Raw genomic sequence first — 8066 nt, forward strand, 5'->3', positions numbered from 1 at the left:
ACGGCGCTGGGCCTGGGCTTTTGGGATTGGCAGGGCGCCATGGGCGGCCCGTGCACAACCATGGCCTGGGTGGCGCAGGGGCTGCAGCGCGGCGATCACGTGCATTTCACGCGCGACGGCGGCCGCCTGATCGGCGGGGGGCTCGCGGCAGACCTGTTCGCTGCGGCTAGCACCCTGCCCCCGCCGCCGCGTCCACGCTGACGACTGCGGCGCGGCCATGCTCTTTCCCACGCTTGGGTTTCATGTCTTCTTCCTGGCGGTCTTTGCGCTCAACCGCCTGATGGCCCGCGCGCGCGATTGGCGCGTGATCATGCTGCTGCTGGCGTCCTGGCTGTTCTATGGCCTGTGGGATGCGCGGTTCGTGGCGCTGCTGATCGCCAGTTCGGGGTGGAACTGGCTGTTTGCGCGGATCATCGCCGCCGGGCGCGGGCCACGGCTGGCGTGGCTGTGGTTGGCGATCCTGGGCAACCTGGGCGTGCTGGGCTGGTTCAAGTATGCCGGCTTCCTGGCCGATCTGGCGGGCATGCCGCTGGCGCAGGCGATCATCCTGCCGGTGGGTATCTCGTTCTTCACCTTCCAGGGGTTGAGCTATGTGATCGACGTCTACAACGGCCGCACCCGGCCGGCGCGGCTGCTCGATCTTACCCTGCTGATGAGCTTCTTTCCTCACCTGGTGGCAGGCCCGATCGTGCGGCCCAGCCATCTGCTGCCGCAACTGCGCCATCCGCCGCGCCTGGGCCGGCAAGAGGCGATGGCCTGCCTGATCCTGATCCTGTGGGGTACGGTCAAGAAGGCGGTGATCGCCAACGATATCTCGGTGCACCTGGTCGATCCGGTCTTTACTGATCCGGCGGGCCATTCCAGCCTGGAATTGGTGCTCGCCGCCTATGGCTATGCCGTTCAGATATATTGCGATTTTTCGGCCTATACGGATATGGCGATTGGCCTCGCTGGCTTGCTCGGCTTCCGCTTCCCGCGCAATTTCGATCAGCCCTACCGCGCCGTCTCGTTGCAGGATTTCTGGCGCCGCTGGCATATCAGCCTGTCGAGCTGGCTGCGTGACTACCTCTATATCGGCGCGTTTGGCGGCTCGCGCCAGGCGCTGTGGCGCACCTGCCTGGCGCTGTTCGGCACCATGGTGCTGGGCGGGCTGTGGCACGGGGCCAGCTGGAATTTCGTGATCTGGGGCGCGCTGCACGGCGGCGTGCTGGTGGCAGAGCGGCTGTGGCAGCGCGCGCGGCCCGCAACCTGGCCCGTGCTGCCGGCCTGGGCTGGCACGGTGATCACCTTCCATATCGTGGCGCTGGGCTGGATACTCTTCCGCTGCAGCGAGTTTTCCGGTGCCCTTGCCTTTCTACGTGGGATGGCAGCGGGGCATGCCGGCGGTGCGCCGCTCGCCAGCGGCTGGATTCTGGCGCTCATGGCGCTGGGCATGGCTTGCCATTTCGGCCCGCGCGACGGGGTGCAGCGCTCGGCCCGGGCGCTGGCGGTCATGCCGGGCTGGGCAGTGGGGCTGATCGGCACGCTGGTGCTGCTGGTCATCGAAGGCTTGCGCGGCGGGGGCATTGCCCCGTTCATCTATTTCCAGTTCTGAAGGTGGCCTGATGGACAAGAGCAGCACGGAAGATGGCCTGCCCTGGGGCGAATCCCCCATCGATCTGGCGCAGGAACACGATGCCACGCTGCAGGACGGCTGGCGCTGGGCCTGGGGCGTGCTGATCAGCAGCAGTCTGGCGCTGGCCCTGTTCAATTCCCACGCCATCGCCAATTGGGCCGATCAGTTGCCGCCCAACGATTTCACCGCGCCGATCGTGATGGCGGCCGATGCCTGGCACGACAAGGCCGGCCAACTGGGCCTCAACACCGTGGTCGATAGCGTGGAGCGCTGGGCCGATGCCGCGCGGGGCGAGGCGCCGCCTGCTGCCGGGCGGGATTGAGCCGGCCAGCCAACCCCAGGCACGCATGAAAAAAGGGCGGGAAGCGCTGTGCTTCCCGCCCTTTCTGTCATTGTCGGTTTAACCCGGCTCAGGCCTCGTCGGCGTTGGGCTCGCTCGCGGTGTCGCTCGCCTTGCGCTTGCTGGCCTTCTTTTTGACCAGCTTGGGCGCGGCCGGGGTCAGTTCAAAGTTCAGCGCATCATCCTTGAGGCTGACATGCACTTCCCCGCCATTGGCCAGCTTGCCGAACAGCAGTTCCTCGGCCAGCGGCTTCTTGACCTTTTCCTGGATCAGGCGAGCCATGGGCCGGGCGCCATAGAGCCGGTCATAGCCGCGCTTGGCCAGCCAGGCGCGCGCATCGCTGTCGAACTGGATGTGCACGTTCTGCTCGGCCAGCTGGAGTTCCAGCTGCAGCACGAACTTGTCGACCACGCGGCTGACAACTTCGGGCGGCAGATAGCCGAACGGCACGATGGCATCGAGGCGGTTGCGGAATTCCGGCGTGAACAGGTTCTTCACCGCTTCGTCACCGGCGTCCTGCTTCGACACGTCGCCGAACCCGATGCCCTGCTTGGCCATGTCCGATGCGCCCGCATTGGTGGTCATGATCAGGACCACGTTGCGGAAATCCACGGTCTTGCCGTGGTGATCGGTCAGGCGGCCATTATCCATCACCTGCAACAGGATGTTGAACAGGTCAGGATGCGCCTTTTCGATTTCGTCGAGCAGCAGCACGCAATGCGGCTGCTGGTCGATGGCATCGGTCAGCAACCCGCCTTGGTCGAACCCGACGTAGCCCGGAGGGGCACCGATCAGGCGGCTGACCGAATGGCGCTCCATGTATTCCGACATGTCGAAGCGCTGCAACGGGATGCCCATGATCTGGGCCAGGCTGCGGGCCACTTCGGTCTTGCCCACGCCGGTGGGGCCGGAGAACAGGAACGAACCGATCGGCTTGTCGGGATCGCGCAGGCCGGCGCGGCTCAGCTTCATGGCGCTCGACAGCACTTCGATCGCCTTGTCCTGGCCGAACACCAGGCGCTTGAGGTCACGCTCCAGGTGTTCCAGCACCTTCTTGTCGTCGCTGCTGACCGACTTGGGCGGGATGCGCGCCATCGTCGCGATCACGGCCTCGATCTCGCGCGCGGTGATGGTCTTCTTGCGCTTGGACGGCGGCACCAGCATCTGCATCGCGCCCACTTCGTCGATCACGTCGATCGCCTTGTCGGGCAGCTTGCGGTCGTTGATGTAGCGCGCCGAAAGTTCCACCGCGGTCTTGATCGCCTCGGGCGTGTACTTGACCTTGTGGTGTTCCTCGAACGCGGTGCGCAGACCCTTCAGGATCTTGATCGTGTCTTCCACGCTCGGTTCGTTCACGTCGATCTTCTGGAACCGGCGCAGCAGGGCGCGGTCCTTTTCGAAGTGGTTGCGGAACTCCTTGTAGGTGGTCGAGCCGATGCAGCGGATCGTCCCGCCCGACAGCGCGGGCTTCAACAGGTTCGACGCATCCATCGCGCCGCCGCTGGTGGCACCAGCGCCGATCACGGTGTGGATCTCGTCGATGAACAGGATCGCGTGCGGCATCTTTTCCAGCTCGGAAACGACCTGCTTGAGGCGTTCCTCGAAATCGCCGCGATAGCGCGTGCCGGCCAGCAGGCTGCCCATGTCGAGTGAATAGATCACTGCCTTGGTCAGCACTTCGGGCACTTCGCCTTCGACGATCTTGCGCGCCAGGCCCTCGGCAATGGCCGTCTTGCCCACGCCCGGATCACCCACGTAGAGCGGGTTGTTCTTGGAACGGCGGCACAGGATCTGGATCGTGCGGTCCACTTCCGGGCCACGGCCGATCAGCGGATCGACCTTGCCCAGCAGCGCCTTGTCGTTGAGGTTGACGCAGAACTGGTCGAGCGCGGAATCCTTCTTGTTGCCGCCCTTGGCTTCGGCCTTTTCTTCCTGCTTGGGGGTTTCTTCCTCGTTCGGCTTGGCCGAACCGGAATTGACCTGGCGGCCGCCCTTGCCGATGCCGTGGCTGATATAGCTGACGGCATCCAGGCGGCTCATGTCCTGCTGCTGGAGGAAATAGACGGCATAGGAATCGCGTTCGGAGAACAGCGCCACCAGCACGTTGGCGCCGGTGACGGTGTCCTTGCCCGAAGACTGGACATGCAGGATGGCGCGCTGGATCACGCGCTGGAACCCGGCGGTAGGCTGGGGATCGGCCTTTTCCGCGGTTTTGAGGGACTGGTATTCCTGGTCGAGGTACTGGCGTACCACGTCGCCCAGATCGCCAAGATCCACGCCGCAGGCCTGCATCACCTGCGCCGCGTCTGCATCGTCGATCAGGGCAAGCAGGAGATGTTCGAGCGTCGCGTATTCATGGCTGCGCTCCGAGGCATTGGCCAGGGCGCTGTGCAACGTCTTTTCGAGGCTCTGGGCGAAACTGGGCATAGGCTCGCTTTCTGGGGCTCACTCTTGGCCATGACGGAAGTATTCCGCCACGGGATGGTTCCCTTGCGGGAGGAAAGCATGGGGGTGGTTAACCGCCGCCGAACCAGGTTGGGCGGTCGCCACGGATGCTTCAATCGTCGATATCGTTGCCGGGTAAGCGGCCCGGCGCCGCACGAGCGGAAGCCGGCGACCGATACCCGGGCGCGTTGGAGGGGTATGAAACCCTATATGGGGATGCCGCCCGGCAAGGTGAAGGGCGGCGGCGGTCATCGTCCGGTTTCGCCGGAATTGGGCGGTGGCGCCGGGGGCCGGGCCGCGCCGAACAGTGCCTCGGCCGCTGCCCGGGTATGGCCGGCGCGATCACGATGGCGGGTGGTGCGGGCGATCTCGGCCTCCAGCAGCGCGATGCGCGCCGTCAGTTCGTCCACCGACAGCGCATCGAGCGGTTCTGCGGCCAGTTGGCTGGCCAGGTCGCCCTTGCGGCGCGGAAGGTCTTCGACGTCCATCGCAGTGCACAATGTTGGACGGCAAACGCTTGCTGTCAACCTGTCCCATGGCTAGGGGATGCGGTTGACGCAGATATGACGTCAAAACATGGGGCGGCGCATGCTGGATCTTCCGGTGACGATGACGGCAGTGGGATTTGCAGAGCACGGTGGGCCCGAGGTGCTGCGGCCTGAAACCCTGCCGGTGCCCCGTCCCGGCCCGGGCGAGGTGCTGGTCAAGGTGGCCTATGCCGGGGTCAACCGCCCTGATGTGATCCAGCGCCAGGGTCTCTATCCACCGCCGCCGGGCGCTTCGCCGCTTCCCGGCCTTGAAATTTCCGGCCAGGTCGTCGTCCTGGGCGAAGGCGTGACGGCGCCGCTTCTGGGCCAGGCCGTCTGCGCGCTGGTGTCGGGCGGCGGCTATGCCCAGTATTGCCTGGCCCCGGCCGCGCAGTGCCTGCCGGTGCCCGATGGCCTGCCGCTCGATTGCGCTGCGGCCCTGCCCGAAACCCTGCTGACCGTGTGGCACAACGTGTTCGAGCGCGGCTGGGCCTGCGAAGGCGAGACGATCCTGGTTCACGGCGGCACCAGCGGCATTGGCAGCATGGCGATCATGCTCGGCAAGCTGTTCGGCCTGACGGTGATCGTGACGTGCGGCGGCGCCGACAAGTGCCGTGCCGCGCTGGAGATCGGCGCCGATCATGCAATCGACTACAAGGCCAGTGATTTTGTCGAGGCGGTAAAGGACATTACCGGCGGCAGGGGCGTCAACCTGGTGCTCGACATGGTCGCCGGCGATTATGTGGCGCGCAATCTGCAATGCCTGGCCGAAGACGGCCGCCATGTGACCATCGCCGTGCAGGGCGGGGTCAAGGCGCAGATCAACATGGCCCAGGTCATGTCCCGGCGCCTCACGCTCACCGGCTCTACCCTGCGGGCGCGTTCGGCCACGTTCAAGGCGCTGCTGACGCAGGAAATCGCCCAGACGGTGTGGCCCCTGGTCGAAGCCGGCAAGCTGCGCCCGATCATGGACCAGGCCTTTCCGATGGAGCAGGCGGCCGCTGCCCACACGCGCATGGAAGCGGGCCACCATATCGGCAAGATCGTGCTCAAGATGGGGTGATTCCGGCCCCGCAACCCAGGCAAATCGGGCCTGGCGCGGATTGCTCTTGCCGTTTGGGCCGGGCTCGCTTACATCTTTGCCGGCAAGTGGCCGCTCCGTGAAGGGGCGGCCCTTATTGTTTCCGCGCCGCACAGACCTGTTATTTCACCAGCCAATCGCGCACGATAAAAAGAGGACCATGCCGTGAGCAACCAGCCCACGTATCCGCTGATGCCGCATGCCACTGCTTCGTGGCTTGTCGACAATACGGCCCTGACGTTTGAACAGATCGCCGAATTCTGCGGGCTGCATATCCTTGAAGTGCAGGCCATGGCCGACGATCTGGCCGGTGCCAAGTACACCGGGCGCAACCCGCTCCATTCGGGCGAACTGAGCCAGACCGAAATCGATCGCGGCCAGGAAAATCCCGAATACCGCCTCAAGATGCAGCGCGCCCCGCTCGCCGTCAGCCGCACCAAGGGCCCGCGCTACACCCCGGTGTCCAAGCGCCAGGACAAGCCCGACGGCATCGCCTGGATCCTGCGTCACCATCCGGAAATTTCCGACGCGCAGATCGGCAAGCTGATCGGCACCACGCGCACGACCATCGCCGCGATTCGCGATCGCAGCCACTGGAACATCGCCAACATCAATCCCAAGGATCCGGTGACCCTGGGCCTGTGCTCGCAGCGCGAGCTGGACATGCTGGTGAGCAAGGCGTCGAAGCGCGCCGGCGTTCCGGCCGAAGACGAAGGCGCGGTTACCGATCGCCTGGGTTCGGATCGCGATGCCCTGATCGAGGAACTGCGCGCCCAGCGTGAAGCGCAGTCCAAGGCGGCCTCCGAAGCGGCCCAGCACGCCGAAGCCATGGCCTGGCTCGAAGCGCGCCGCGCCGAAGGCATTTCCGACAGCTGAGCACTGCCTCCCGTTCGCGGGAGGGCACTTCCCAAATCCCCCCTCCCGCTTGCGGGAGGGGCCGGGGGAGGGGATGTCACATCACGGGACCGGGCGAACACGCCCTCCCCAAACCCCTCCCGCAGGCGGGAGGGGCTTTCTGCTGGTCAGACCGACTGGATATAGACGCGCATCGCGTCAGCTTCCGCTTCGATCCGGTCGAGCCGGTATTTCACCAGGTCGCCGATCGAGATGAAGCCCACCATGCGCCCGTCTTCCAGCACGGGCAGGTGGCGGAACCGGCGCCGCGTCATCAGCGCCAGGGCTTCCATCACCGATGTTTCCGGGCTGATGGTGACCACCGGTGCGGTCATCACCGCGCTGACCGGCAGGCGCAGCGCATCCTCGCCATGGGCGGTGAGCGCGCGAATCACGTCTCTTTCCGAAAAGATGCCGGCCACGGCATTTTCGCCATCGTGCACCGGCAGGGCGCCGATCTTGTGGCTGGTCAGAACCTCGATGGCGTCAGCCACCGTGTCCTGTGCGTGAATGGACCAGACTTCGCCGGAACGCCCGGCAATCAACCGCGCAATCGTCATGGGTTGGCTCCTCTTCCCCTTGGGGCAGTTGGTCCCGCCTCCACGGCAATCATGACATGTTCCGGTTGCGCGGCAAGGCCCTTCCTGTAGGCAACGGCATCGGGAGAAACACGATGGCCAACCAGTCTCCACTGGATGATCCGCACAATGCGGCGCACGCTTGGGCGCGCTATCGCTGGCTGCTGCGCTGGATGGGCCTGGCTACGCTGCTGGTCATCGTGGCGGTTGATGCCTGGCTCTACATGGGCGTGGGGCTGGTTTCGATCCATCTCTACATCGCCACCTCGCTCGGCATCGGCATGACCATGATGCTGATGGCCGCGCTCATGGGGCTGGTCTTCCTGTCGAGCGGCACGGGTCACGATGAAAGTATCGAGGACCGGCTCGATACCTCGCACTGGGACGAATCCTGAAATTCATCTTGCCGCCCGCCGGCACAGGCGGCAACTGGACGCGCCTGCCCAGACCGGAGTGCCGACCATGAACCGCCGCCAAGTGCTTGCTTCCACGGGAATGGCCGCTGGTGCCGCGCTGGGTGCCGGGGCCGGCGCAAAGGCGGCGCCGCCATCTGCTGGTGCGGCCCCGCATCGGCCCGGCCGCACC

At 65.5% G+C, this 8066-nt stretch carries 8 protein-coding genes and 1 pseudogene; 6 read left to right on the top strand and 3 right to left on the bottom strand.

What is annotated here, in order from left to right:
* The 3 genes and pseudogenes from H926_RS32965 to H926_RS25590 all read left to right on the top strand — a co-directional run.
* Positions 1-201: pseudogene (locus H926_RS32965) on the top strand (SGNH/GDSL hydrolase family protein); the annotation flags it as partial.
* Between the two features lie 16 nt (positions 202-217).
* Positions 218-1594 carry an MBOAT family protein gene (locus H926_RS0104425; RefSeq protein WP_022675241.1) on the top strand — a complete coding sequence of 459 codons (1377 nt, stop codon included), beginning with the start codon at positions 218-220 and terminating at the stop codon, positions 1592-1594.
* Between the two features lie 10 nt (positions 1595-1604).
* Complete coding sequence (locus H926_RS25590) at positions 1605-1937, top strand: hypothetical protein (protein WP_022675242.1); 333 nt, start codon at positions 1605-1607, stop codon at positions 1935-1937.
* An 88-nt stretch (positions 1938-2025) separates the two neighbouring features.
* Here H926_RS25590 and clpA read toward each other — a convergent pair whose 3' ends face one another.
* On the bottom strand, positions 2026-4383 hold the full coding sequence (gene clpA / locus H926_RS0104435; RefSeq protein ID WP_022675243.1) for an ATP-dependent Clp protease ATP-binding subunit ClpA: 2358 nt from the start codon (positions 4381-4383) through the stop codon (positions 2026-2028).
* A 266-nt stretch (positions 4384-4649) separates the two neighbouring features.
* Complete coding sequence (locus H926_RS0104440) at positions 4650-4889, bottom strand: DUF1192 domain-containing protein (protein ID WP_022675244.1); 240 nt, start codon at positions 4887-4889, stop codon at positions 4650-4652.
* Positions 4890-4989: 100 nt separating this feature from the next.
* Between H926_RS0104440 and H926_RS0104445 the strand changes: the two genes are divergently transcribed.
* Together H926_RS0104445 and H926_RS0104450 are read left to right on the top strand one after the other, a co-directional pair.
* Entirely contained in the window at positions 4990-5991 is a 1002-nt protein-coding gene (locus H926_RS0104445) for an NAD(P)H-quinone oxidoreductase (protein WP_028657578.1), read from the top strand.
* 183 nt (positions 5992-6174) lie between these two features.
* Complete coding sequence (locus tag H926_RS0104450) at positions 6175-6885, top strand: DUF1013 domain-containing protein (protein WP_022675246.1); 711 nt, start codon at positions 6175-6177, stop codon at positions 6883-6885.
* 146 nt (positions 6886-7031) lie between these two features.
* Here H926_RS0104450 and H926_RS0104455 read toward each other — a convergent pair whose 3' ends face one another.
* A complete protein-coding gene (locus H926_RS0104455) occupies positions 7032-7463 on the bottom strand; it encodes a CBS domain-containing protein (protein ID WP_022675247.1) in 432 nt (143 codons plus the stop codon).
* Positions 7464-7519: 56 nt separating this feature from the next.
* Between H926_RS0104455 and H926_RS0104460 the strand changes: the two genes are divergently transcribed.
* Positions 7520-7876, top strand: a complete 357-nt coding sequence (locus H926_RS0104460; RefSeq protein WP_022675248.1) for a hypothetical protein — start codon at positions 7520-7522, stop codon at positions 7874-7876.
* Positions 7877-8066 lie beyond the last annotated feature (190 nt).

The organism is Novosphingobium sp. B-7 (genome assembly GCF_000410615.1).
GTDB classification, from domain to species: domain Bacteria; phylum Pseudomonadota; class Alphaproteobacteria; order Sphingomonadales; family Sphingomonadaceae; genus Novosphingobium; species Novosphingobium capsulatum.

Bases quoted from the DNA above. Each gene is read 5' to 3' on its own strand.
- H926_RS0104425 (WP_022675241.1), top strand. From the start codon at position 218: ATGCTCTTTCCCACGCTTGGGTTTCATGTCTTCTTCCTGGCGGTCTTT.
- H926_RS25590 (WP_022675242.1), top strand. From the start codon at position 1,605: ATGGACAAGAGCAGCACGGAAGATGGCCTGCCCTGGGGCGAATCCCCC.
- clpA (WP_022675243.1), bottom strand. From the start codon at position 4,383: ATGCCCAGTTTCGCCCAGAGCCTCGAAAAGACGTTGCACAGCGCCCTG.
- H926_RS0104440 (WP_022675244.1), bottom strand. From the start codon at position 4,889: ATGGACGTCGAAGACCTTCCGCGCCGCAAGGGCGACCTGGCCAGCCAA.
- H926_RS0104445 (WP_028657578.1), top strand. From the start codon at position 4,990: ATGCTGGATCTTCCGGTGACGATGACGGCAGTGGGATTTGCAGAGCAC.
- H926_RS0104455 (WP_022675247.1), bottom strand. From the start codon at position 7,463: ATGACGATTGCGCGGTTGATTGCCGGGCGTTCCGGCGAAGTCTGGTCC.
- H926_RS0104460 (WP_022675248.1), top strand. From the start codon at position 7,520: ATGTTCCGGTTGCGCGGCAAGGCCCTTCCTGTAGGCAACGGCATCGGG.